The 22,019-nt window shown below is 74.0% G+C and carries 22 protein-coding genes; 13 read left to right on the top strand and 9 right to left on the bottom strand.

The features are described from left to right. Positions 1-8: 8 nt before the first annotated feature. Entirely contained in the window at positions 9-2,285 is a 2,277-nt protein-coding gene (locus AB0O91_RS14150) for a collagenase (RefSeq protein WP_363431779.1), read from the top strand. A gap of 57 nt (positions 2,286-2,342) precedes the next feature. Here AB0O91_RS14150 and AB0O91_RS14145 read toward each other — a convergent pair whose 3' ends face one another. Next, positions 2,343-2,795 (bottom strand): DUF5990 family protein, encoded by a 453-nt coding sequence (locus tag AB0O91_RS14145; RefSeq protein WP_363431776.1) that lies wholly within the window; start codon positions 2,793-2,795, stop codon positions 2,343-2,345. 210 nt (positions 2,796-3,005) lie between these two features. On the opposite strand from AB0O91_RS14145, the gene AB0O91_RS14140 reads away from it, so the two are divergent. From AB0O91_RS14140 to AB0O91_RS14130, 3 genes are all read left to right on the top strand, one after another. Then, a complete protein-coding gene (locus AB0O91_RS14140) occupies positions 3,006-3,158 on the top strand; it encodes a hypothetical protein (protein ID WP_363431774.1) in 153 nt (50 codons plus the stop codon). A gap of 84 nt (positions 3,159-3,242) precedes the next feature. Beyond that, a complete protein-coding gene (locus AB0O91_RS14135) occupies positions 3,243-4,322 on the top strand; it encodes a cytochrome P450 (RefSeq protein WP_363431772.1) in 1,080 nt (359 codons plus the stop codon). A 106-nt stretch (positions 4,323-4,428) separates the two neighbouring features. After that, positions 4,429-5,436 (top strand): cupin domain-containing protein, encoded by a 1,008-nt coding sequence (locus AB0O91_RS14130; RefSeq protein ID WP_363431768.1) that lies wholly within the window; start codon positions 4,429-4,431, stop codon positions 5,434-5,436. Positions 5,437-5,462: 26 nt separating this feature from the next. Here the strand turns inward: AB0O91_RS14130 and AB0O91_RS14125 are convergent, their stop codons facing one another. After that, on the bottom strand, positions 5,463-5,951 hold the full coding sequence (locus AB0O91_RS14125; protein ID WP_363431765.1) for a hypothetical protein: 489 nt from the start codon (positions 5,949-5,951) through the stop codon (positions 5,463-5,465). A 205-nt stretch (positions 5,952-6,156) separates the two neighbouring features. Between AB0O91_RS14125 and AB0O91_RS14120 the strand changes: the two genes are divergently transcribed. Then, on the top strand, positions 6,157-6,720 hold the full coding sequence (locus tag AB0O91_RS14120) for a hypothetical protein (protein ID WP_363431763.1): 564 nt from the start codon (positions 6,157-6,159) through the stop codon (positions 6,718-6,720). A 105-nt stretch (positions 6,721-6,825) separates the two neighbouring features. On the opposite strand, the gene katG is transcribed toward AB0O91_RS14120, so the two are convergent. Beyond that, positions 6,826-9,042, bottom strand: coding sequence for a catalase/peroxidase HPI (katG, locus tag AB0O91_RS14115; RefSeq protein ID WP_363431761.1), 2,217 nt, complete (start codon positions 9,040-9,042; stop codon positions 6,826-6,828). Positions 9,043-9,269: 227 nt separating this feature from the next. Here katG and AB0O91_RS14110 point away from each other — a divergent pair, with 227 nt between their 5' ends. From AB0O91_RS14110 to AB0O91_RS14090, 5 genes are all read left to right on the top strand, one after another. Beyond that, the gene (locus AB0O91_RS14110) at positions 9,270-9,683 is read left to right on the top strand and encodes a Fur family transcriptional regulator (RefSeq protein ID WP_363431758.1); all 414 of its coding nucleotides are present in this window, start codon (positions 9,270-9,272) and stop codon (positions 9,681-9,683) included. A gap of 25 nt (positions 9,684-9,708) precedes the next feature. Continuing rightward, the gene (gene rfbB, locus AB0O91_RS14105) at positions 9,709-10,692 is read left to right on the top strand and encodes a dTDP-glucose 4,6-dehydratase (RefSeq protein ID WP_363431755.1); all 984 of its coding nucleotides are present in this window, start codon (positions 9,709-9,711) and stop codon (positions 10,690-10,692) included. Positions 10,693-11,067: 375 nt separating this feature from the next. After that, the gene (locus tag AB0O91_RS14100; RefSeq protein WP_363431753.1) at positions 11,068-11,202 is read left to right on the top strand and encodes a hypothetical protein; all 135 of its coding nucleotides are present in this window, start codon (positions 11,068-11,070) and stop codon (positions 11,200-11,202) included. Continuing rightward, complete coding sequence (locus AB0O91_RS14095; protein ID WP_363431752.1) at positions 11,199-11,783, top strand: AAA family ATPase; 585 nt, start codon at positions 11,199-11,201, stop codon at positions 11,781-11,783. The genes AB0O91_RS14100 and AB0O91_RS14095 overlap by 4 nt, the downstream gene beginning before the upstream one ends. A gap of 64 nt (positions 11,784-11,847) precedes the next feature. Then, complete coding sequence (locus AB0O91_RS14090) at positions 11,848-12,306, top strand: NUDIX domain-containing protein (protein ID WP_363431750.1); 459 nt, start codon at positions 11,848-11,850, stop codon at positions 12,304-12,306. A 20-nt stretch (positions 12,307-12,326) separates the two neighbouring features. On the opposite strand, the gene AB0O91_RS14085 is transcribed toward AB0O91_RS14090, so the two are convergent. After that, on the bottom strand, positions 12,327-13,628 hold the full coding sequence (locus AB0O91_RS14085) for a cytochrome P450 (RefSeq protein WP_363431747.1): 1,302 nt from the start codon (positions 13,626-13,628) through the stop codon (positions 12,327-12,329). 114 nt (positions 13,629-13,742) lie between these two features. Here AB0O91_RS14085 and AB0O91_RS14080 point away from each other — a divergent pair, with 114 nt between their 5' ends. Beyond that, on the top strand, positions 13,743-14,363 hold the full coding sequence (locus AB0O91_RS14080) for an L-threonylcarbamoyladenylate synthase (RefSeq protein ID WP_363431745.1): 621 nt from the start codon (positions 13,743-13,745) through the stop codon (positions 14,361-14,363). Between the two features lie 41 nt (positions 14,364-14,404). Here AB0O91_RS14080 and AB0O91_RS14075 read toward each other — a convergent pair whose 3' ends face one another. Continuing rightward, positions 14,405-14,671 (bottom strand): hypothetical protein, encoded by a 267-nt coding sequence (locus AB0O91_RS14075; protein WP_363431742.1) that lies wholly within the window; start codon positions 14,669-14,671, stop codon positions 14,405-14,407. Positions 14,672-15,097: 426 nt separating this feature from the next. Here AB0O91_RS14075 and AB0O91_RS14070 point away from each other — a divergent pair, with 426 nt between their 5' ends. After that, positions 15,098-15,760 carry an NAD(P)-binding domain-containing protein gene (locus AB0O91_RS14070; protein ID WP_363431740.1) on the top strand — a complete coding sequence of 221 codons (663 nt, stop codon included), beginning with the start codon at positions 15,098-15,100 and terminating at the stop codon, positions 15,758-15,760. A gap of 3 nt (positions 15,761-15,763) precedes the next feature. On the opposite strand, the gene galK is transcribed toward AB0O91_RS14070, so the two are convergent. Both galK and galT read right to left on the bottom strand, forming a co-directional pair. After that, entirely contained in the window at positions 15,764-16,927 is a 1,164-nt protein-coding gene (gene galK, locus AB0O91_RS14065) for a galactokinase (RefSeq protein WP_363431737.1), read from the bottom strand. After that, positions 16,924-18,075: a galactose-1-phosphate uridylyltransferase gene (gene galT / locus AB0O91_RS14060; protein ID WP_363431734.1), complete on the bottom strand. Its 1,152-nt coding sequence runs from the start codon at positions 18,073-18,075 to the stop codon at positions 16,924-16,926. The genes galK and galT overlap by 4 nt, the downstream gene beginning before the upstream one ends. 151 nt (positions 18,076-18,226) lie before the next feature. Here galT and AB0O91_RS14055 point away from each other — a divergent pair, with 151 nt between their 5' ends. Further along, positions 18,227-19,036: a DeoR/GlpR family DNA-binding transcription regulator gene (locus tag AB0O91_RS14055; RefSeq protein WP_363431732.1), complete on the top strand. Its 810-nt coding sequence runs from the start codon at positions 18,227-18,229 to the stop codon at positions 19,034-19,036. An 85-nt stretch (positions 19,037-19,121) separates the two neighbouring features. On the opposite strand, the gene AB0O91_RS14050 is transcribed toward AB0O91_RS14055, so the two are convergent. Both AB0O91_RS14050 and AB0O91_RS14045 read right to left on the bottom strand, forming a co-directional pair. Further along, positions 19,122-20,162 (bottom strand): LacI family DNA-binding transcriptional regulator, encoded by a 1,041-nt coding sequence (locus AB0O91_RS14050; RefSeq protein ID WP_363431729.1) that lies wholly within the window; start codon positions 20,160-20,162, stop codon positions 19,122-19,124. Positions 20,163-20,198: 36 nt separating this feature from the next. Further along, positions 20,199-22,019 (bottom strand): glycoside hydrolase family 36 protein, encoded by a 1,821-nt coding sequence (locus tag AB0O91_RS14045; RefSeq protein WP_363431727.1) that lies wholly within the window; start codon positions 22,017-22,019, stop codon positions 20,199-20,201.

The raw sequence follows: 22,019 nt of genomic DNA, 5'->3' as shown, positions 1-22,019 counted from the left end.
CCCCACCCATGCGTCCCGCCCGGATAGCGACGGCGACCGCGCGCAGACTCCCCGCGCTCGGCACCGCCCTCCTCCTCGCACTCGGCCCGTTCGCCCCGCCGGCACACGCGGGCGACACGGCCCCCCCGCCCACCACCACCGTCCGCCACGCCGGAACGGCCGCGCCGCGCGCGCTGCCGGTGCCGAAGTCGCCCGACACGCCCCGGGATCCCCGCCCGCTCGCCGCGGAGAGCCAGGGCCGGCCCACCGCCCCGACCGCGGGCGACACCGTCGGCGCCGCCCCTTCCGCCGGCCCGGCCCGGACTGCGCGACAGCTGACCGCCTGCGACCCCGCCACGTTCACCGGCGCGGCCGGCGCGACGCTGGTCCAGCGGGTCAGGTCGGCCGGACTCGACTGCGTCAACACGCTGTTCACGCTCACCGGCACCGACGCCAAGGGCGCCTTCAACGAGGCCCAGATGGTGACCGTCGCCGACGCCCTGCGCGACACCGCCGCCGCCTACCCCGGCGGCAACTCCACCTCCACCGGGCAGTTGGTGCTGTTCCTGCGCGCCGGCTACTACGTGCAGTGGTACCACCCGGACGCCGTCGGCCCGTACGGCGCCGGCCTGCGGACCGCGATCCGCGGCGGGCTGGACGCCTTCTTCGCCGCCCCGCACAGCCGGGACGTCAGCGAGGCCAACGGCGCCACCCTGGCCGAGGCCGTCACGCTGATCGACAGCGCCCGGGAGAACGCCCGCTACACCGGCGTGGTCAAGCGCCTGCTCGACGGGTACACCACCGGGTGGACCGGCTCGATGGCCGCCGCCGTCGGCAACACCGCCACCGTCATCGAACGCGGCTTCGAGCTCCCCGAGTTCACCGCCGCGCTCCAGGCCGACCCGACCTTCGCCACCTCCCTGGCCTCCTTCGTCACCCGCAACGCCGCCGGACTCACCGGCTCCGACCCGGTGACCACCGTCGGGATCCAGATCGGCAACCTGGTCGCCGTCGACGGGCTCCGGACCCAGGGCCGGCCGATCGTCAAGGACCTGATCAACCGCTACCCGCTGGTCGGCGCCACCGCTCCGCTCACCATGAACCTGCTCTGGTTCGCGGAGAAGAAGGACGCCGGCAACTGCTCCTACTACGGCACCTGCGACCTGCCCGCCAAGCTCGTCCCGCTGGTGCTCACCAGCGACCACAGCTGCAACCCGAACCTGCGCATCCGCTCCCAGAGCATGACCGCCGGGCAGAACGCCGACACCTGCACCAGTCTGGTCGGCCAGGACGCGTTCTTCCACCGGGTGGTCAAGGACGGCGGCCCGGTCGCCGACGACCGCAACACCGCCCTGGAGGTCGTCGTCTTCGACGACTACTACAACTACAGCCTCTACGCCTGGGAGATGTACGGCATCGCCGTCGACAACGGCGGCATGTACGAGGAGGGCAACCCGGCCGCGGCCGGCAACCAGGCCCGCTTCATCGCCCACCAGGCCGACTGGCTGCGCCCGAGCTTCCAGATCTGGAACCTCAACCACGAGTACACCCACTACCTCGACGGCCGCTACGACATGTACGGCGACTTCGATGCGGGCATGACCACCCCGACCGTCTGGTGGGTCGAGGGCCTCGCCGAGTACGTCTCCTACGGCTACCGCGGCGTCCACTACGACGACGCCGTCACCCAGGCCGGCAAGGGCAGCTACCCGCTGAGCACCCTCTTCGACTCCACCTACGACAACGCCGACTCCACCCGGATCTACAACTGGGGCTACCTGGCGGTGCGTTACATGCTCCAGTCGCACCCGCAGGACGTCGACGCGCTGCTCGCCGCGTACCGCGTCGGCGACTGGAACGGCGCCCGCACCCTGCTCAAGACCACCATCGGCACCCGCTACGACGCCGACTTCGCGACCTGGCTCAAGGCCTGCGCGGCCGACGACTGCGGCTCCCTGCCCACCGATCAGGCCCCGCTGTGCACCACCGCCGACGCCCGGCAGTACGACCGGAACTGCCGCCGCGACGGCGTCGCCGCCGCCACCGGCGACTACGCCTACAGCTTCCTCCGACTGCCGCCCGGCGTGCAGCAGTTGACCATCACCACCAGTGGCGGCAGCGGCAACGCCGACCTCTACTACAACGGGCCGTCCTGGGCCACCACGTCCTCGTACCAGGCGAAGTCCACCGGCCCCGGCACCACCGAGAGCCTGACCGTCACCGCCCCGCCGTCCGGCTGGGTCTACTTCAGCCTGCACGCCCGACAGGGCTTCGCCGGAGTGACCGTCACCACGACGTACAACTGACCTTTCCCGAAAGCGTGTTGAGGGCCCCGCAGCGGCACGCGGGGCCCTCCCCTGCGTTCAGGCCGCCGTCCAGCGGACCACGGGCGGACGGACGGCGGCGCACAGCGGGTGCCCCTTGGCATCGGTGAGGCCGAGCCGGGCCACCAGCAGGCCGCCCGTCACCGCCGCCGCCACCGTCGCCCCGTCCACCGCGGCCAGCAGCAGCTTCGCCCGGCGGAACAGCCTCCAGCCGTCGCCGTCCGGCGTCACCCAGTTCAGGTAGACGAACCGCCCGCCCGGCCCGCCCTGGACGTACGGCCCGGTGAGATCCGCCGCGCCGTCCGGCAGCCGCTTCACCGTGCACTCCAGCGACCACCGCGCCCGCGGCGCGTCACCGGGCTGCGGATCCAGCAACTCGGCCGGGCGGCCCCGGCGCTGGACGGCGACATGGATGTCCCGGTACCCCGGGAAGCCCGGGCCGGCGCCGCACTCGCGGCCGGGCAGTTCGGTGGCCTCGATCCTCAGCTCCATGCCCCCATCGTCCCGCACGGCGGCGCCGACCGGTCAGCCCCCGGACCTGGTGGAATTCCCCCCGCCAGAAAAGGTTATAACGATTCGACATTCGAATTCCCCGTCAAGGACTCGTAGAAATAGAACTTCAGGCGTCCCAGGGGTATCCGAAGCCCCCCTGCTCGATTAATGTCCTCACTCAGTCGAAGCCGTTCGACCTTCCGGACCGGAATGTCGGGCGCCAACTTCGGGGCGGCCACAACCCTGCGCCGCACCCGAAATCAAAGAAAGGGAAAAGCCATGAAGATGATCAAGGCGATCGTGAAGAAGTTCAAGCGCGACGAGGACCTCGCCAACCACGCGTGGGTCCTGCACGTCATCTGACGCACCACGGCCGGTGGAGCGGCGGCCGAGCCGCCGCCCCACCGGCGCCGCATTTCATCGCTATTCCTGCGGAGGCGGATTCCCGTGCCAGAAACAGCACCGGCCACGGTGCGCGAACACTCCGTCGTCTATGCCCCGCGAATTCAGGACCTGCTGGCCCGGGAGACGAAGGTGTTCCGGGCCGACGCCCGCACGGTCGGCGTGTCCGACGCCCACCTCATGGCCGAGATCGTGGCAGCCCGCCCGGTCCTCTCCCACGAGCGCTCGGTCTACAAACCCGCGGCCGGAGCCGAGATCCCGCACGACAGCGCGACCCGCACCATCCGAGCCCTCGGCCAGGACGTCACGGCGGCCCTGCGGACGCCGCCGCCCCCGGTGCGCGCACTCGCCGGCCCCTGGCCCGCCGCGCCCACCACCTACCTGCGCCGCTGGCTCTTCGGCTCCGACCCCCTGCCGGTCTCCCTGCTCGCCAGACGCGGCGTCACCCGCTCCGACGTGCTGTCCCGGCTCGTCGACCGCGCCGTCACCACCTGGCCTGGCTCCGCCGGGCCCGACGACACGGCCACCGCGCTGGCCGGACTGATCCGCGGGGCCGCCGACCCCCTGGAACGGCAGCAGGCCATCGCCATGTACCGGCGGGCCTCCGCCACCCTGTGCGACGGCGTGGCCGCCCTGGCGGGCAACGCCCTCTGGCTGCTGCACGCCACCGGGAGACGGCCGGACGACCTCACCGCCACCCTGTGGGAGACCCTGCGCCTGCTCCCGCCCGCGTGGATGCTCTACCGCAACGGTGACGACGCGGGCGGCGGCGGGACGGACGGCGGCGGAGCGTACGCCGGCCTGCACCCGGAGATCCGCCCCGGGGACAACATCGCGCTCCTCCCGCTGCTGATGCACCGCCATCCGGACCACTGGACCGACCCGCTGGAGTTCCGGCCCGACCGGTGGGCCGGGGTCGCCGACCCGGAGAAGACCCCCGGCTTCATGCCCTTCGGCTTCGACGGCGCCCGCTGCTGGGCCAAGCACCTGATCGTCCCGCTGGCCGACCGCCTGCTGACCGTCGCCCTCGCCCACGGACTCGCCGTCCGCAGCCCCCGGCAGGACGCGCCCGTCCCGCTGCGCTCCCTGCTCGCCGTCCGCTTCACCGCGTCCGTCGGCGCCTGAGCGGACCGTCGTCGTCCGCGCGGACCACCGATGCCTGAGCGGACCGCCATCGCCCGTGCGGACCGTCGTCAGGTGGACCGAACTCCTCGACAGCACTGGACACTTCATGGAATCGCCCACGCTCGCCGACTGGGTCGGCGACCTCGACGCCTTCGCCACCCGCCGGTGGCAGCGCGAACCCGCGGCCTTCACCCCGGGCCGGCCCGTCTCCCCGTTCGACCTCGACGCACTCGACGCCGCCTTCGAGGCCGGCCTGCTGCGCACCCCGTACCTGGAGATGGTCCGCTCCGACAAGGTCACCATCCCGCCCGTCGCCTACACCACCACCCGGGTGGTCAACGGCACCCGCCACGAGGGCTTCGCCGACCGCGCCAAGGTCCTCGCGCTGCTGCGTACCGGGGCGACCCTGCTGCTGCGCTGCGTCGACCAGTGGCACGGGCCGACGGGCCGACTGGTGGCCCGGCTGTCCGAGGAGCTCGACCGTCGGATCGAGGCGTTCTTCTTCCTCACCCCCGCCGGCGGCCAGGGCCTCGCCGTGCACCGCGACGACGCCGACGTCTTCGTGCTCCAGGTCGCCGGACGCAAGACCTGGTACGTCCACGACGCGCCGTCCGCCGCCGAGTGGTCGCTCGGCGAACTCCCCGACGACGAACACTCGGCGCAGCGCCTGCACACCGTGCTGGAACCCGGCGACGTGCTCTACGTTCCGCGCGCCTTCGCCCACCGCGCGGTCGGCGCCGACGGCCTCTCCGGCCACCTGTCGCTCACCGTCCGCGACCTCTCCCTCCCGGACCTGCGCACCGCGCTGGACCGGCTGCTCACCGAGGGGCTGGACCTGCCGAGCCGCCCGCTCGGCCAACCCGCGCTCACCGCCGCCTGCACCGCCCTCCTCGACCACGCCCGGGCGCGGCTCGACACCGTCGGCGCCGAGGAACTGCTGCGCACCGCCCGGGCCGGGGTCGACCGGACCGGCCGCCCCGGCGACCCGGCCGACCCGCGTGGTCCGGACACCTTCGCCGGGCACGCCCGGAACTGGCCGGGCGGAGCCCCCGCCCCGGGCCCCGTCGGCCGCACCTGGCGCCGGCTGCGCGCGGCGGCCCGTACCGGACACTGACGCCCGGGGAGTGAGCGCCCGGGCGCTCACTCCTCAGGGGGGAAGACCACGTACTCACCGAGCCGTTCGAAACACCGCCAGGACTCCTCGACCTTCGAACTCGTCGGCAGCACGTCGATCCTGAGCTCGTGCTCCAGGGTGATCCGCAGGTCCCCCTCCGGTGCCCGGTCGACCGCCAGCACCCGCGGCTCCCGTCGCCCGAGGAACTCCCGCAACGCATCGGCGCCGATGTCGTAGCGCAGGCCCTCGCCACCGCGCACGGACACCAGGTCGTCCGAGCCGAGGTAGACCTCCCCGCACTGGACGATCCGGAACGGGCACCGGGCGTGCAGCGCGAAGCGGCTGCCCGTCGACACCTCCCCGGAGTCCCCCAGCGGCCACTCGACCCGCTCCCCGAAGTCGACCACCCCCGTGTCCCCGAACCGGTAGACGTTCACCCACGCTTCCCCGACCAGCCGCCGCAACAGCCGGTCCGCCGCGTCCCCGCCCTCGTCGGGCTCCCCGTTGCTCCCCATCCGGCCATCGTCGTCCATCCGGTCGGACGGCTCACCGGGTTTTCCGCCGTTCCGCGGGTTCCGCCGTTCCGCAGGTCGCGCCGCGCCCCGGGTTCCGCCGGATCCGCGGTGGCCGCCCCTGGCCGCTCCTGTGGCCGGGGCGGGCACCGAGGGTCACGATGGAGACCCGAGCGCCCGAGCGCCCCCAGCCCCCGATCGGAGTGCGATGAGCGAGCAGCACAACCTGGTCCTGCTGACCTTCCCCGACACCACCACCTGGCGCTACGCCTTCGACGGCGCCCAGCACCTGCCGGGGCTGCGGATGGCGGCGGCGCTGGAGCGCAGCGCCGACGGCGTGCTGGAGGTCAAGGACACGTTCACCCGCGGCGCGGGCGTGGCCACCGTCGGCTCGGGGCTGCTGGGCGGCCTGGTCGGGCTGATCGGTGGGCCGGTCGGCGTGCTGCTGGGATTCGCGGCGGGGGCGGCGCTGGGCAACGCGGCCGAGGAGCACTTCGCGACGGAGGCCGGGGCCGCGCTCATCGTGCTGTCGCCGCGGGTGCCGGACGGCGGGGCGATGCTGGCGCTGGAGGTGCGGGAGGCCTCGCCGGAGCCGGCCGACGAGCTGGCCGCCCGGTACGGCGTGCCGGTCGAGCGGATCGACGAGCACACCTTCACCGAGCAGGTCCGGGCGGCGGAGCGGAAGGCCGAGCAGGACCGGGCCGAGGAGCCTCCCGGCACGGACCGGGCCGAGGAGCCGGCCGACGGGAAGCGGGCCGACGGCGAGTCCTGAGGCCCGGCCCACCGGCCCGGCCGGCCCCGCCGCAGCGCGGCAGGACGGGCACGGCACGGCGGGAGCCCGGGGGTCGCGACCCCCGGGCTCCCGGCTACGACGGCGTCACACCAGGTCGAAGCGGTCCGCGTTCATGACCTTGACCCAGGCCGCGACGAAGTCCTCCACGAACTTCTCCTTGGCGTCGTCGCTCGCGTACACCTCGGCGACGGCCCGCAGTTCGGAGTTCGAGCCGAACACCAGGTCGGCCCGGGTGCCGGTCCACTTGACCGCGCCGGAGGCGTCCCGGCCCTCGAAGGTGTGCGCGTCCTCCGAGGTGGACGCCCAACTGGTGCCCAGGTCCAGCAGGTTGACGAAGAAGTCGTTCGTCAGCACGCCGGGGGTGCTGGTCAGCACACCGTGCGCGGACTGCTGGTGGTTGGCGCCCAGCACGCGCAACCCGCCGACCAGGACGGTCAGTTCGGGAGCGCTCAGGCCCAGCAGGTTCGCCTTGTCGAGCAGCAGGAACTCGGCCGGCAGCAGGTTGCCCTTGCCGACCCAGTTGCGGAAGCCGTCGGCCTTGGGCTCCAGCGCGGCGAAGGAATCGGTGTCGGTCAGCTCCTGCGGCGCGTCCACCCGGCCGGGCGCGAACGGCACCTCGACGGCCAGCCCGGCCGCCTTGGCGGCCTGCTCGACGCCGACGCCGCCGGCCAGCACCACCAGGTCCGCCAGCGAGACCTGCTTGTCGCCGGCCTGCGCGTTGAACTCCTGCTGCACGCCCTCCAGCGCCCGCAGCACCCGGGCCAGCCGGTCCGGCTCGTTGACCTCCCAGCCGGCCTGCGGCTGGAGCCGGATCCGGCCGCCGTTGGCGCCGCCGCGCTTGTCACTGCCGCGGAACGAGGAGGCCGCGGCCCAGGCCGTGGAGACCAGCTCGGAGACGGACAGCCCGGTCGCGCCGATCCGCCGCTTCAGGTCGGCGACGTCCGCGGCGCCGATCCGCTGGTACGAGACCGCCGGCAGCGGGTCCTGCCAGAGCAGCTGCTCGGTCGCGACCTCCGGGCCGAGGTAGCGGACGACCGGGCCCATGTCGCGGTGGGTGAGCTTGTACCAGGCGCGGGCGAAGGCGTCGGCGAACTCCGCCGGGTTCTCCAGGAAGCGCCGGGAGATCGGCGCGTACACCGGGTCGAAGCGCAGCGAGAGGTCGGTGGTGAGCATGATCGGGGTGTGCCGCTTGGCCGGGTCGTGGGCGTCCGGCACGGTGCCCTCGCCGGCGCCGTCCTTCGGCTTCCACTGGTGGGCGCCGGCCGGGGACTTCGTGAGCTCCCACTCGTAGCCGAACAGCGTCTCGAAGAAGCTGTTGTCCCAGGTGACCGGGGTGGCGGTCCAGATGCCCTCGAGGCCGCTGGTGATCGCGTCGCCGCCGACACCGCTGCCGTAGGCGCTCTTCCAGCCGAGGCCCTGCTGCTCCATCGGCGCGGCCTCCGGGTCCGGGCCGACGTTGTCCGCCGGGCCGGCGCCGTGGGTCTTGCCGAAGGTGTGGCCGCCGGCGATCAGCGCGACGGTCTCCTCGTCGTTCATCGCCATCCGGTAGAAGGTCTCGCGGATGTCGCGGGCGGCGGCGATCGGGTCCGGGTTGCCGTTGGGGCCCTCGGGGTTGACGTAGATCAGACCCATCTGGACGGCGGCCAGCGGGCTCTCCAGCTCGCGGTCGCCGGTGTAGCGCTCGTCGCCGAGCCAGGTGGTCTCGGGGCCCCAGTAGACGTCCTCGTCCGGCTCCCACTCGTCGACCCGGCCACCGCCGAAGCCGAAGGTCGTGAAGCCCATGCCCTCCAGCGCGACGTTGCCGGTCAGCACGATCAGGTCGGCCCAGGACAGGCTGCGCCCGTACTTCTTCTTCACCGGCCAGAGCAGCCGGCGGGCCTTGTCCAGGCTGGCGTTGTCCGGCCAGCTGTTCAGCGGGGCGAAGCGCTGCTGCCCGCCGCCGGCGCCACCGCGGCCGTCGCTGATCCGGTAGGTGCCGGCGCTGTGCCAGGCCATCCGGATCATGAACGGACCGTAGTAGCCGAAGTCGGCCGGCCACCAGGGCTGGGAGGTGGTGAGCACCTCCTGGATGTCCCGCTTGACCGCCGCGAGGTCGAGCGAGCCGAAGGCCGCGGCGTAGTCGAAGTCCGCGCCGAGCGGGTTGGCCACGGCGGGGTTCTTGGCGAGGATCTTCAGGTTGAGGCGCTCCGGCCACCACTGGCGGTTCCCGCCGCCCTGGGTCGGGTGGAGCGCGCGCCCGTGGTTGACCGGGCAGCCGCCCGCGGCCGCCTCCGCACCGGTTGCATCGTGGTTCTCAGACATGGGAATCCTTCCCTACAAGGCGGATCACGTCGTCCATCTGCTACCTACGGCACCTACTGCTGCCATCCGGCACTGCCGCTACCCAGGCTAGCGCCGGAGCCGATCCTACGATGGACGCAATCCAAGTCAAGAAAGGCACCAAGCCCATAACCGATCGGGATCCGGAAGCCTCAGGATGTGAATTGCTAAACTCCGGTCTTCCCCTTGACCTGAATAGGTGAACCGTTATGAGTGACCTGCTGGAGCGGCTGCGCGAGCGCGGCTGGCGCCTCACCTCCCAGCGGCGTGTCGTGGCCGAGGTCCTGGACGGCGAGCACGTGCACCTGACCGCCGACGAGGTGCACGCCCGCGCGGCCGAGCGCCTCCCGGAGATCTCCCGCGCGACGGTCTACAACACCCTCGGCGAGCTTGTCACCCTCGGCGAGGTTATCGAGGTCTCCACCGACGGGCGCGCCAAGCGCTACGACCCCAACGCCCACCACCCGCACCAGCACCTGGTCTGCACCGGCTGCGGCGCCATCCGCGACGTCCACCCGCACGGCGACCCGCTCGCGGCCCTGCCCGCCGCCGAACGCTTCGGCTTCACCGTCTCCGGCGCCGAGGTCACCTACCGGGGCCTCTGCCCGGCCTGCGCGGGCTGACCGCCGCCCCTCCCCGACGTTCCCCATGACGACCCGCATCCTGGTCACCGGCGGCGCCGGCTTCATCGGCTCGCACTACGTGCGCACCCTGCTGGGCCCGCTGGGGCCCGACGACACCGCCGTCACGGTCCTGGACGCCCTGACCTACGCCGGACACCCGGCCAACCTCGACGAGGTCCGCGGCCACCCCGGCTTCGCCTTCGTCCACGGCGACATCACCGACCGCGCGCTGGTCGAGCGGCTGATGGCCGGGCACGACCAGGTGGTCCACTTCGCGGCCGAGTCGCACGTGGACCGCTCGATCGCCGACGGCAGCGCGTTCGTGCGCACCAACGTGCTCGGCACCCAGACCCTGCTGGAGGCCGCCCACCGGGCGGGGACCGGCACCTTCGTGCAGGTCTCCACGGACGAGGTCTACGGCTCGATCGACCGGGGCCACTGGCCCGAGACCGACCCGCTGCGCCCCCGCTCCCCGTACTCCGCGTCCAAGGCCGCCGGGGACCTCATCGCCCTCGCCCACCACCACACCCACGGCCTGGACGTCCGGGTCACCCGCTGCACCAACAACTACGGCCCGCGCCAGTTCCCCGAGAAGGTCATCCCGCTCTTCGTGACCCAGCTGCTGGACGGCGGCCGGGTACCGCTCTACGGCGACGGCGGCAACGTCCGCGACTGGCTGCACCTCGACGACCACGTCCAGGGCATCGAACTCACCCGCACCCGCGGCCGCGCCGGCGAGGTCTACAACATCGGCGGCGGCACCGAGCTCACCAACCTGGAACTCACCGAACTGCTGCTGGCGGAGTGCGGGGCCGACTGGTCCAGCGTGCGCCACGTCGAGGACCGCAAGGGGCACGACCGCCGCTACGCCGTGGACTGCACCAAGATCCGCGAGGAACTCGGCTACGTCCCGCGCGTCCCCTTCGACAAGGGCCTCGCCGAGACCGTCCAGTGGTACCGCGACAACCGCGCCTGGTGGGAGCCGCTGAAGCGGCGGGCGGCCCGCTGACGGCGCGACCCGGGCAGCGGCCCGCCGCCGGCAGGACGTGCGGTCGGTCGCCTTCGGGAACGCACCACCGCCCCGGTGCAGGCCTGAACGCCTGCCGCGCGCTCCGGGTGCGGCGCGATGGTCGGTGGCCCGTGGCAGAGTGCCCTGTTCGATCGGCAATCGCTCTACCGGTATGACGAGTTGGGGACGTTCACCGGATCGTGTGGCATCCGCCGTCACCCGTCGACGGCGCCTCGCCCGGCCGCCTACGGTGGGACGCCTGCCGACGCACTCACGTACGACTGACGATCGCCAGTTTGATCGCGGCTTCGCCCTGTCCTGAACCGGCCGGACTCCCCGTGCCGGTTCCCTCCCACCCCTGGAAGGAGACGTCCCGTGCCGCACACGCAGGGTGTCGCAGTGCACCTGGTCCTGATCGAGAACGGCCGGCCGGTCGTCGGCCACACCGCCGACGCGCTCGCGCGGATCACCGCCGGGTGCCCGCTGTCCGTCGTCGGACGGCCGGCATGAGCACCGTGAACCCCCCGGGGCTCTGCACGGCCGGGACGCCTGCCGGGAGCGCGGAGACCCGGCTCGTGGTCGTCCGGGGAAACTCGGCGTCCGGCAAGTCGTCGGTGGCGGCCGGCATCCGGGACCGGTCCGGCCAGGGCCTGGCCGTGGTCGCGCAGGACAACCTGCGCACAACCGTGCTGCGCGAGCGGGACCGCCCCGGCGGAGCGAACATCGGCCTGATCGACACCGTCGCCCGGTACGCGCTGGACGCCGGCTACCACGTCGTCCTCGAAGGCATCCTGTACACCGACCACTACGGCGAGATGCTCCGACGCCTGATCGGCGACCACCGCGGCGTCACCCGCTGCTACTACCTCGACATCCCGATCGACGAGACGCTGGTCCGGCACGCCTCGAAGGCCGATCCCGCGCTGCTGGCGGCCGTCACCGAGCGGGACCTGCGCGACTGGTACCACGAACACGACGTCCTACCCGGCGGCGTCGAGACCGTCATCGGCAGCGACAGCAGCCTCCACGACACGGTCGACCGCATCATGCGCGACACCGCGCTGTCGGAGTTGTCCCCGCGCGACGCCTAGGAGCAGTCGGCCGACCGTCGCGTCCCTCCGTCACCCCTTCGACCCTTACCCAGGAGCACCCCCGATGCACGAGACGAGCAGGCTCGCGGCCGGCGTCATCGTCCACGACCGGAAGACCGACCGCATCGCCGTCGTCCACTACGGGCAGCGCAGTTGGACGCCGGGGCCCGCGTGGACGATCCCCGGCGGGAAGGTCGACCACGGGGAGGAGATCGCCCACGCCGCCGCCCGGGAGCTGCGGGAGGAGGCCGGTCTCGTCGCCCGGCCGGCCGACCTGCGTCTGGTGCACACCATCCAGGCCAAGGAGGGCTGGGACGGCCTCGGCGGGTTCCTCCTCTTCGTCTTCGCCACCAGCGAGTTCACGGGCGAACTGGCCAACGTCGAGCCGGACAAGCACCTGGAGGTGCGCTGGCACCCCGCCACCGCTGTTCTGCCCGGCCCGATGTTCCCGACGGCCAAGGCCGCGCTGGAGGCGTACCTCGCAGGCGGGCCCGCCTTCTCCACCCACGGATTCGCGTCCTGACCGCGATCGGCGCGCCCGCCCTATCGCCAGCGGATGCCCAGCTCCTTCAGCCCGTTCTGGAAGTTGGAGACGAGCCGCCTCGGCGGTACGCCGGACGTGAGTTCCAGGTCGGGCAGTTCGGCAATGACCCGGCGGAGCAGGGCCGACATCTGGATCCTGGCCAGTTGCGCTCCCACGCAGAAGTGCGGGCCGAAGCCGAAGCTGACGTGATCGTTCGGCGCACGGGTGATGTCCAGACGATCCGGATGCGGGAAGACCGACTCGTCGCGGTTGGCGGAAGCGTGGTACACCACGACCTTGTCACCGCCCCGGATCAGCTGCCCACCGAGCTCGACGTCCCGCGCGGCCGTGCGCCGGAACTCCACGACGGGCGGCCAGAACCGGAGCAGCTCGTCCACCGCCGGGGCGATGAGACCCGGCCGTCGGCGCAGCAGGCGGTACTGGTCGGCGTGGGTGAGCAGGGAGTACAGGCCGCCGGGCAGGCCGTTGCGCAGCGTCTCGTTCCCGGCGACGGCGAACAGGAAGAACATCGTCTCGAACTCCGCGACGGTCAGCCCGGCGTCCCGCATCCGGGCCACCATGCTGCCCGGTGGCGGCTGTTCGGCGAGCGCGTGGGCGTAGCCGAACATGTCGGCGAGGGCGGCGCGGGAGCGCGGATCGACCGGGCGGCCGTCGGGGGCGGTGCGCAGGTCGGGGCGGCGGGCGAGCGCGGCGCGGCCCAGGGCGGTGAGGCGGGACGGGTCGGCGGTGCTGGAGCGGGCGTGGTCCGGGTCCTGGTAGCCGATGACCCGGTTCGACCAGTCGACCAGCAACTGCCGGTCCTGGTCCGGCACGCCGAGGATCCGGGCGAGCGTCCAGACCGGCAGGTCGGCGGCGAGCGGGACGAAGTCGGCCTCGCCCGACGGGCGGACGGCGGCGACGAGTTCGGCCGCGCGGGCCTCGATGGCGGTGGTCAGCTCCCGGAGCGCACGCGGGGTGAAGGCGGCGGCGACGGCCCGGCGCAGCCGGAGGTGGTCGGGCGGGTCCCGGTTGAGCATCATGGTGCGGGCGAAGTCCAGGTCGGCGGGGGAGGCCGGGTCGCGGATCTGGGTCGCGCCGAGGTGCGAGGAGAACAGCTCCGGGCTGCTCAGCACGTGCTTCACGTCCGCGTGCCGCAGCACCGCCCAGTACCCCGGCCCGGCGGCCCAGTCCCCCACCACCGGCTCCTCCACCCGGCAGACCGGCGCCTCCGCCCGCAGCTCGCGGAAGAGGTCGTACGGCACGCCCTCGGCGTACGTCCCGGGGAGGAAGATCCGGTTCGCCCGTGCCTGGTCGACGCCCATGGGGCCCGACCGTACGCCGGGGCCCGGTGGTCCGCCAGCCTGACGACCGGGCTGACCCGCACCGCCGTACCGCGGATGCGCCCGTACGCCGCCGGGATCCCGTAGGGTCGGCCAATGGCGAAGTACTTCGACGTGCACCCCGAGTCCCCCCAGCCGCGCACCATCGGCACGGTGGCCGACAGCCTCCGCTCCGGAGCCCTCATCGCGTACCCCACCGACTCCTGTTTCGCCCTCGGCTGTCAGCTGGACAACCACGACGGCCTCGAACGGATCCGGTCGATCCGACGCCTCGACGACCGCCACCACTTCACCCTGATGTGCGAGGACTTCGCCCAGCTCGGGCAGTTCGTGCAGCTCGACAACCGCGTCTTCCGGGCCGTCAAGGCCGCGACGCCGGGCAGCTACACCTTCATCCTCCCGGCGACCAAGGAGGTGCCGCGCCGCCTCCAGCACCCCAAGAAGAAGACGGTGGGGGTGCGGATCCCCGACCACGCCGTCACCCGGGCGCTGCTCGCCGAACTCGGCGAGCCGCTCGTCTCCAGCACCCTGATCCTCCCCGGCGAGGACGAGCCGATGACCCAGGGGTGGGAGATCAAGGAGCGCCTGGACCACGTGCTGGACGCCGTGGTGGACTCCGGCGACTGCGGCACCGAGCCGACCACCGTGATCGACTTCTCCAGCGGCGAGGCGGAGATCACCCGCCGCGGGGCCGGCGACCCGTCGCGCTTCGAGTGACCGGCGCCGGCCGCCGCCGCTGAGGCCGGCCCGCCCCGGACTCAGCGGCGGCGGAGGTCCACCACGGCTCCCAACAGGCCGCCGAGGGCGACGGCCGGGACGGCCGGGACGACCGACGCGTCCCAGGGCTGACCGGCGAGCGCGCCGCAGGCGACCACCAGGGCGATGACGACCAGGGCCGTCACCCCGGCCGGAATCGAACGCGGAACCAGTCCCAGGGGCTTGCCGTTTCGCCGCCGCCGGGCCAGGTTGATGGCGAGCAGGATCACCGCGACGGCGAGCAACGGCGGTGCCGTGTCGTGGGTCATGTCGTCAGCATGTCATGGGCGGTGGAGAGTTGTTCGAGTTGGGTGGGGTCATCGATCCGCGGAAGGGCGGCTTCGGCGGCGAGTGGGAGACCGGGGCCGGGCAACCGGGGCCCGAGGGGCCGGTGCGGGGCGCACCGTTCGGCCCGGAGGGCTACCCGCGGTGCGCCGCCGCGGGCCGGCCGGTACCGGCGCCGTACGGCCCGGCACCGGACGGCGACCGGGGTGGTGAGGAGTTCCCGTTCTGTTAGGGCCGGTCCCCGGGACCCCCGGTCCGGCTCCCGTCGCCCGGCGGCGGGAGCCGGACCTGGGTCAACTCCGGGCCCCGGAGGATCACCCGGTCGTGGGATACCGCGGGGGAACAGATGCGCGCACCGGCTGGTTGGGGCAGGGCGACGGGCCAGAACGGCACTCGCGAAGGGCTTTCCCATGAAGATCGGCATCATCGGTGCGGGCAACATCGGCGGTAACCTCACGCGGCGGCTCACCGCGCTGGGGCACGAGGTCTCGGTGGCGAACTCACGCGGCCCCGAGTCGCTGAAGGCGCTGGCGGAGGAGACGGGCGCGAAGGCGGTGCCGGCCGCCGAGGCCGCGCGGGGCGCCCAGGTCGTGGTGGTGACGGTGCCGCTGAAGAACGTGCCGGACCTGCCGGCCGGGCTGTTCGACGGCGCCGCCGAGGGCGTGGCGGTGATCGACACCGGGAACTACTACCCGAAGGAGCGCGACGGCCGGATCGACGCGATCGAGGACGACGGGCTGACGGAGAGCCGGTGGACGGAGCAGCACCTGGGCCACCGGGTGGTGAAGGTGTTCAACGGCACCTACGCGCAGGACCTGCTGGACCGCCCGCTCCCGGCCGGCGCCCCGGGGCGGCTCGCGGTGCCGGTGGCCTCGGACGACGAGGCGGCGAAGCGGGTGGTGCGCGCCCTGGTGGACGAGTTGGGCTTCGACACGGTCGACGCGGGCGGCATCGACGACTCCTGGCGGCAGCAGCCGGCCACGCCGGTGTACGGGCTGCGGGCCGGGGTGGAGGCGGTGACCCGGGCGCTCGCGGAGGCGGTTCCGGAGCGCCCGGCGGCCCACCGGGCGTGACGTTCAGGCCAGTCTGCGCGCCCCCTCGGCCGGGACGGCGGTGAGGGTGCGCGGCTCGGCGTGGCCTGCGGCGCGGAAGGCGGCGGTGACGGCGGCGACGACGCGGTCGGCGGCGGTGGCGTCCACCAGGGCGATCACGGAGCCGCCGAAGCCGCCGCCGGTCATCCGCGCGCCGTGGGCGCCGGCGGCCAGCGCGGCCTCGACGGCGAGGTCGGTCTCCGGGCAGGAGACCCGGTAGTCGTCGCGCAGCGAGGCGTGCCCGGCGGTGAGGACCGGGCCGAGCGCGGCGAGGTCACCGGCGTCGAGGGCGGCGACGGCGGCCTCCACCCGTGCGTTCTCGGTCACCACGTGCCGCACCAGGGGCCGGAGGTCGTCCGGGAGTTGTGCCAGCGCGGCGGGCAGTCCGGCGGCGTCCAGTGAGCGGAGGGCGGGCAGCCCGAGCAGGGCGGCGGCCTTCTCGCAGCCGGCCCGCAGGGCGGCGTAGGCGCCGTCGCCCAGGTCGTGCTTGACCCGGGTGTCCAGGACCAGCAGCGCCAGTCCGGCGCCCGCGAGGTCGAACGGGACGTGCCGGGTGGCCAGGTCCCGGCTGTCCAGGAACAGCGCGGCGCCGGGGCGGCAGCACATCGAGGCCATCTGGTCCATGATCCCGCAGGGCACGCCGACGAAGGCGTTCTCGGCCCGTTGCGCCAGCAGCGCCAGTTCGGGCGCCGGGAGCCCCAGCCGGTACAGGTCGTCGTACGCGGCCGCGACCGCGCACTCCAGCGCGGCGGAGGAGGACAGCCCGGCCCCGCCGGGCACGTCGCTGTCCAGCCGGATGTCCGCCCCGCCGACCGGGTGTCCGGCGTCGCGCAGCGCCCACACCACCCCGGCCGGGTACCCGGCCCAGCCGGGGACGGCACCGGGGGCGAGCTCGGCGACCCGGAGTTCGGTCACCGGCCCGCCGCCCTGGGCGGACCAGAGGCGCAGCAGTCCGTCGGTGCGCCGGGCGGCCTGCACCCGGACGGTCTGCGGCAGGGCGATCGGCAGGACGAACCCGAGGTTGTAGTCGGTGTGTTCGCCGATCAGGTTCACCCGCCCGGGGGCGGCCCACTCCCCTTCCGGTGTGCGGCCGTGGAGTTCGGCGAAGGTGCTCATGGAGCGGCCTCCCGCATCGGTGGACGTGCTCATGAAGCGACCTCCCGCAGCCGGCGGGCCGCGTCCTCGGGGGTGACGTCGTTGACGAAGGCGTCCATGCCGGATTCGACCCCGGCCAGGTACTTGAGCTTGTCGGCGGCCCGCCGGATGGTGAACAGCTCCAGGTGCAGGGCGAGTTCGTCCCGCTGCCCGGAGGGCGCCTGGTGCCAGGCGGAGATGTACGGGGTGCGGCCGCCGCCCTCCGGGGAACCGAAGAGCCGGTCGAAGCGGCGCAGCAGCTCCAGGTAGAGGCCCGGGAGTTCGTCGCGCTGGGCGGCGTCCAGGGCGGTCAGGTCGGGCACCCGGCGGTGCGGGAAGAGGTGGACCTCGTACGGCCAGCGGGCGGCGAAGGGGACGAAGGCGGTCCAGTGCCGCCCGGCGAGCACCACCCGTTCGCGGTGGGCGCGTTCGGCGGCGAGCAGGTCGTCGAAGAGGTTGCGGCCGGTGGCGGCGCGGTGTTCGGCGGCGCGGTCGACCATCCGGGCGGTGCGCGGGGTGGTGAACGGGAAGGCGTAGATCTGGCCGTGCGGGTGGGCGAGGGTGACCCCGATCTCGGCGCCGCGGTTCTCGAAGCAGTAGACCTGTCGCACGCCGGGCAGGGCGGAGAGTTCGGCCGTGCGGTCGGTCCAGGCGTCGAGGACCAGCCGGGCGCGGGCGGGCGTCAGGTCGGCGAAGGAGGCGTCGTGGTCGGCGGTGAAGCAGACCACCTCGCAGCGCCCGGCGCCGGGGCCGCTGGTCCACAGCCCGTCGGCGCCGCCGGTCGGCGGGGCCGGTGGCCCGGTGAGGGAGGGGAAGCGGTTCTCGAAGACGGCCACCTGGTAGTCGGCGGCCGGGATCTCGCTCAGTCGGCCGTCGCGGGACGGGCAGAGCGGGCACTCCTCGGCCGGGGGCCGGTAGGTGCGGGCCTGGCGGTGGGCGGCGATGGTCACCCAGGCGCCGGTGGCCGGGTCGAGCCGCACCTCGGAGCCGCCGGAGCCGCCCGGGCCCCCGCCGCCGGGGCCGCCCGGTCGGGCGTCGAGCGGGCGCCGGTCGACGGTGTCCCGGGGGACGGCCGCGCCGCTGTCGTAGTAGATCAGCTGGCGCCCGTCCGCGAGGGTGGTCGCGGTCCGGGCGGTGGGCTGGGTCAGGATCGTCCCGGCCATGGCCTTCTTTCCTCTGCGTGGCGTGCGGGAGGGCTGTACGACGCCCATGACGTCCATGACGCCTGTGATGTCACGGGAATCAACAGAAAGCTACAATCTCAAACATTATCCATCAGAACCACGCTTCGAAAGTGGTCGAAGGAGGCCCCCGATGGCTGACAGCGCCCAACCGCTCGCCGGGCAGCGCCGCGTGCTGATCCTGGAGCGGGTCCGTGCCCGCGGCGGGGTCCGGGTGACGGAGCTGGTCCGGGACCTGGGCGTGTCCGACATGACCGTCCGCCGTGACCTCGACGCCCTGGCCCGCCGCGGCCTGGTCCAGAAGGTGCACGGCGGGGCGGTCCGGATCGAGGCCCCGGCCAGCGGCGAGCCCGGCTTCGAGACCAAGGCGCACTGGGAGCTGCCGGCCAAGGAGGCGATCGCCCGGGCGGCGGCCGCCCTGGTGCCGCCCGGCTCGGCGGTCGGCCTGGCCGCCGGGACGACCACCTACGCGGTCGCCCGGCACCTGCGCGCCGTCGAGGGCCTCACCGTGGTCACCAACTCGCTGCGGATCGCCGAGCTGCTGGAGCAGCCCGACGAGGACGGCACGCCCGCCACCGCCACCGTGATCCGCACCGGCGGCGTCCGCACGCCCTCGGACGCACTGGTCGGGCCGGTGGCCGACCAGGCGATCCGCTCGCTGCACGTCAACGCGCTGATCCTGGGCTGCCACGGCCTCTCCGCGGAGACCGGCCTGACCACCCCGAACCTGGCCGAGGCGGAGACCAACCGCTGCTTCATCCAGTCCGCGCGCCGGGTGGTCGTGGTGGCCGACCGCACCAAGTGGAACGCGGTCGGCCTGGCCTCCTTCGCCGCGCTGGAGCAGGTGGACGTGCTGGTCACCGACGACGCGCTGCCCGCGGAGCAGCGGGAGGCGGCCGCCCGCCTGGTCGGCGAGCTGGTGATCGCCCCGGAGGAGCCCTGACAGCGGGTGACCGCGCCCCGGAGGAGCATCGACCGGGCGGGCGCCTCGGAGGAGCCCCGACCGGGCGGGCGCGCGAGCGCCCGCCTCAGCCCGAACTCGCCCGCACCACCAGCTCGGTGGGCAGCTCCAGCCCCGCCGTCGGCACCGCCCCACCGTGCACCTGGTCGAGCAGCCGGGCCACCAGCCCCGCCGCGATCGCCCGCAGCGGCAGCCGGACCGAGGTCAGCGGCGGATGCAGGTGGCGGCAGAGCGGCGAGTCGTAGAACCCGGTGACCGCGACCCCGCCGGGCCCGACCGCCAGCCCCTCGGCCCGCACCGCCTCGTAGACGTCCAGCGCCAGCAGGTCGCTGCCCGTCGCGAAGGCGGTCGGCCGGTCGGGCCCGCGCAGCAGCGCCCGGACGGCCTCCGCGGATGCCGCGGGCGCCGTGGGATCCGGTAGCGGCAGCGGCGCCGCCGACAGCCCCAGCCGGCCGGTCTCGGCGAGGAAGCCCGCCCGGCGGGCCGCCATCCAGGGCAGTTCCTCGGCGGCGCCGAGGTAGCCGATCCGGCGGTGGCCGCGCTCCGCGAGGTGGCGCACCACCCCGGCCGTCGCCGCGTCGTTGGCGATGTCCGCCCAGTGCTGCGGCTGCCCCGGCCCGGTCCGGCCGAAGGCCGCGAAGGGGATGCCGAGCCGGGCGACATGGGCGATCCGCGGGTCGTCGGTCAGCACGTCCGCGAGCACCAGCCCGTCGACCTGCCGGGCCGCCACCAGTTCGTCGATGGCCGCCGTCGGGTCCGCCTCGCCCCGGGCCGGCCGGAACAGCAGCACCCGCCGGCCGTGTTCGCCGGCCGCGTCGACCAGCGCCTCCAGGAAGCCGGCCATCAGCGGGTTGGGGTCGAGCGGGTCGTCCACCGGGGCGAGGTAGCCGATGGTGCGCCGGGCACCGCTGCGCAGCGACCGGGCCGACTGGTCCGGCTGGTAGCCGAGTTCGCGGATCACCGTGCTGACCCGTTCCAGCGTCTCGGCCCGGACCCGGTGCGGGGCGTTGAGCGCGTTGGAGACGGTCTGCCGGGAGACCCCGGCCGCGCGGGCGACCTCCTCGATGGTGGCGGCGCCGCTGCGCGACCGGCGCGGTCCCTCGGGCAATGCGGTCCTCCTCCATGGATGGCGGCTGACGGAAGGCTACCGACGGCGCAGCGTGAGCAGTCCGCCGCGCGGGACCGCCACGGTGTCCGTCCGGTCGAGGTCGATCCCGTCCTGCCGGACGATACGCCCCCGGGCGTCCTGCACGGTGGCGGTGACCGTTCCGCCGCCGCCGGTCAGCCGGACGTCCTGGTCGGCGTCGGCGTTGGCGACCAGCAGCGTGTGCCAGCCGCCGGCCGGGACCTCCACCGGCAGGGCCGCGTAGCGGGCGACCGCGACCGTCCCCGCGCCGACGGCGGTGACCAGCGGGTATCCGAGGTCCGGCCGGCTCGGGCGCAGTTCGCCGAGTTGGAGGGTGTCGAGGTGCGTACGGAAGACGCCCAGCCAGAAGGCGAGCGCCTCGCGCTGCGCGGGGCGCTGCGCGGCGAGGTCGACGGAGATCTGCGGGACCGAGAACAGCACGTTGATCAGGTGGCGGGCGATCTGCTCCGGCGGCTCGGCCGGGTGCCACATCAGCATGTCCGCGTGCACCGGCACCGGCCCGGCGGCCAGCCGCACGTCGACGGTGCGCTGCCGGTTCTCCTGCGGGCTGAGCGGGCAGTCGGTGGCCCGGACCATGGTGACGTACGGCCACAGGCCCGGGCTGACGTACGGCTGGCGGTGCTCGACCATCGCCTCCGGGTGGGCGGCGGTGATCCGGGCCCGGATGGCCGCGAGCAGCTTCTCCACCCCCTCGGCCACACCGGCGCAGTCCGCCTCCGGGCCCGGCTCCGGGGCGTCCGCGCGCTCGGCGGCGCGGGCGAACCAGTCGACGAAGTCCACCTTGAGGCCGTCCATGCCCCACTCCTCGACCGCCCGGGCGAGCCGGTCGGTGAGGAACGCGCGGACCTCGGGGTAGCGCGGGTCCGCGACGATCGCGCCCAGGTGGGCGGCGTCGGCGAGGGCGTACCGGCCGATCCGCCGGAAGGCGGCGCTGTCCTTGCCGATGAACGGCAGCGCGTACCAGAGCAGGTACCGGACGCCGAGGGCGTGGACGCGCTCGACGTGCGCGGCGGTGTCGGGCAGCGAGACGGGCTCCCAGTCGCCGCAGTGGGCGTAGCCGCGGGTGCGGTCGGCGGTCATCCAGCCGTCGTCGACGATGATCACGTCCAGGCCGAGCTCCCGGCCGAGCGCGGCCTGGGTCTCGACCCGCTCGGGCGAGACGTCCTGGTGCATCGAGTACCAGGTCGAGTAGGCGGGGAGGCGGGCGGCGTCCGGGATGACGGCGGTCCGGCCCTCGCCCCACCAGGCGGTGAGGTCGGCCAGGCAGCGGGCGAAGTGCCGGCCCGAGGTGTCGATCCGGACGGTGAGCCGGCCCTCGGCCTGGGCCCAGAAGCGGAACTCGCCGCTCTCCTCGACCACCCCGGCCCCGGCCAGCACCTCGGTCTGCTCGGCCGCGAAGGCGCAGAGCGCGGTGTCCCCGGTGCCGACCAGCGCGGCGATCGGGGCGCCGGCGGCGAGGCCGGTGCGGCGCGGGGCACTCCAGGAGGCGGGCAGCCAGCCGGTGCCGCGCGGTTCCGGCGTCCAGAAGGAGGTGGCGTCCACGCAGGGCACCCGCCATTCGATCCGGAGGGCGGCCGGGCCCTCGGCGGTCACCTCGACCACGCCGTGGGCGAGTTCGCGGGCGGTGGCGGTGCCGCTGACCCGCAGGTCCAGGCCCTGGACGGGCAGCGGGCGCAGGGGGCCGGCGGCGGGGGCGTGCGGCTCCCAGATGTCGGGCGCGGGCGCGCTCGGGGTCGTGCCGGGCGTGCCGGGCGGCTCGGTCGTGCCGGTCGGCTCGGGGGGCGAGGTCGTCGTGAGCGGCGAGGTCGGCTCGGTCAT

This window comes from Kitasatospora sp. NPDC089797 (assembly GCF_040684795.1).
In the GTDB taxonomy this organism is placed as follows: domain Bacteria; phylum Actinomycetota; class Actinomycetes; order Streptomycetales; family Streptomycetaceae; genus Kitasatospora.
Note: the sequence above shows the minus strand (reverse complement) of the source record. Positions and strands in the feature narration are given on the sequence as shown.

Coding starts and splice junctions, on each gene's coding strand:
- AB0O91_RS14150 (WP_363431779.1), top strand. CDS start 9: ATGCGTCCCGCCCGGATAGCGACGGCGACCGCGCGCAGACTCCCCGCG.
- AB0O91_RS14145 (WP_363431776.1), bottom strand. CDS start 2,795: ATGGAGCTGAGGATCGAGGCCACCGAACTGCCCGGCCGCGAGTGCGGC.
- AB0O91_RS14140 (WP_363431774.1), top strand. CDS start 3,006: ATGTCGGGCGCCAACTTCGGGGCGGCCACAACCCTGCGCCGCACCCGA.
- AB0O91_RS14130 (WP_363431768.1), top strand. CDS start 4,429: ATGGAATCGCCCACGCTCGCCGACTGGGTCGGCGACCTCGACGCCTTC.
- AB0O91_RS14125 (WP_363431765.1), bottom strand. CDS start 5,951: ATGGGGAGCAACGGGGAGCCCGACGAGGGCGGGGACGCGGCGGACCGG.
- AB0O91_RS14120 (WP_363431763.1), top strand. CDS start 6,157: ATGAGCGAGCAGCACAACCTGGTCCTGCTGACCTTCCCCGACACCACC.
- katG (WP_363431761.1), bottom strand. CDS start 9,042: ATGTCTGAGAACCACGATGCAACCGGTGCGGAGGCGGCCGCGGGCGGC.
- AB0O91_RS14110 (WP_363431758.1), top strand. CDS start 9,270: ATGAGTGACCTGCTGGAGCGGCTGCGCGAGCGCGGCTGGCGCCTCACC.
- rfbB (WP_363431755.1), top strand. CDS start 9,709: ATGACGACCCGCATCCTGGTCACCGGCGGCGCCGGCTTCATCGGCTCG.
- AB0O91_RS14095 (WP_363431752.1), top strand. CDS start 11,199: ATGAGCACCGTGAACCCCCCGGGGCTCTGCACGGCCGGGACGCCTGCC.
- AB0O91_RS14090 (WP_363431750.1), top strand. CDS start 11,848: ATGCACGAGACGAGCAGGCTCGCGGCCGGCGTCATCGTCCACGACCGG.
- AB0O91_RS14085 (WP_363431747.1), bottom strand. CDS start 13,628: ATGGGCGTCGACCAGGCACGGGCGAACCGGATCTTCCTCCCCGGGACG.
- AB0O91_RS14080 (WP_363431745.1), top strand. CDS start 13,743: ATGGCGAAGTACTTCGACGTGCACCCCGAGTCCCCCCAGCCGCGCACC.
- AB0O91_RS14075 (WP_363431742.1), bottom strand. CDS start 14,671: ATGACCCACGACACGGCACCGCCGTTGCTCGCCGTCGCGGTGATCCTG.
- AB0O91_RS14070 (WP_363431740.1), top strand. CDS start 15,098: ATGAAGATCGGCATCATCGGTGCGGGCAACATCGGCGGTAACCTCACG.
- galK (WP_363431737.1), bottom strand. CDS start 16,927: ATGAGCACGTCCACCGATGCGGGAGGCCGCTCCATGAGCACCTTCGCC.
- galT (WP_363431734.1), bottom strand. CDS start 18,075: ATGGCCGGGACGATCCTGACCCAGCCCACCGCCCGGACCGCGACCACC.
- AB0O91_RS14055 (WP_363431732.1), top strand. CDS start 18,227: ATGGCTGACAGCGCCCAACCGCTCGCCGGGCAGCGCCGCGTGCTGATC.
- AB0O91_RS14045 (WP_363431727.1), bottom strand. CDS start 22,019: ATGACCGAGCCGACCTCGCCGCTCACGACGACCTCGCCCCCCGAGCCG.